At 49.3% G+C, this 684-nt stretch carries 1 protein-coding gene and 1 pseudogene; one reads left to right on the top strand and one right to left on the bottom strand.

Annotated features, from left to right (window positions below; genetic code table 11):
• Positions 1–192 (top strand): transposase domain-containing protein (locus A7090_RS21925; protein ID WP_000295637.1); only part of this gene is annotated, 192 nt, incomplete at its 5' end.
• A gap of 248 nt (positions 193–440) precedes the next feature.
• Here the strand turns inward: A7090_RS21925 and A7090_RS21915 are convergent.
• Positions 441–629, bottom strand: a pseudogene (locus A7090_RS21915) (IS256 family transposase); the annotation flags it as partial.
• Between the last annotated feature and the right edge of the window lie 55 nt (positions 630–684).

The raw sequence follows: 684 nt of genomic DNA, 5'->3' as shown, positions 1-684 counted from the left end.
AACTGGATGTTCGCGGGTTCCGACAGCGGTGGTGAACATGCGGCGGTGTTGTACTCGCTGATCGGCACATGCCGTCTGAACAATGTGGAGCCAGAAAAGTGGCTGCGCTACGTCATTGAACATATCCAGGACTGGCCGGCAAACCGGGTACGCGATCTGTTGCCCTGGAAAGTTGATCTGAGCTCTCAGTAAATATCAATACGGTTCTGACGAGCCGCTTACTTTTCAAGAGCAAGTTTTGAGATGGATATCCCGGGTTCACAGGAGGCAGCAACGAGCTGCTGTTTAAATTCGGGAGGATAATTAGGGCAGCCTTTTCGCCTGCCGGGAGTCACATTTTTCTGCATATCTGACACTTTGGTTCCCACTACTTATTTGGTGGACACCACTTTGTCTAATTCGTCAGATTCTGACCAGACGGTTCAGGCTGTACGCTTACAGCCATTGCGGGTATTAGAGCCTTTTTTAGGCGCATTTTTCTCATACCCGAGATGGTCAGTCAGTTCTGCATTGAGCGCCGTTTCGACGGTCAGCTTAGTCAGCATACGGGAAAACTGGTTAAGATCAGCTTCGGTTTTAAGGCCCTTAGCCAGTTCAGCCGCCAGCGCTTTGAGTTTATTTTCGTCCATAATTTGCCTGTCTCCGGTGTTGGAGTGAACATATCAAAAACAGGCAGATACACAA

Source organism: Escherichia sp. MOD1-EC7003, assembly GCF_002965065.1.
Classification (GTDB): Bacteria; Pseudomonadota; Gammaproteobacteria; order Enterobacterales; family Enterobacteriaceae; genus Escherichia.
The sequence above is the reverse complement of the archived record's forward strand: the minus strand, read 5'-3'. Positions and strand labels throughout refer to the sequence as shown.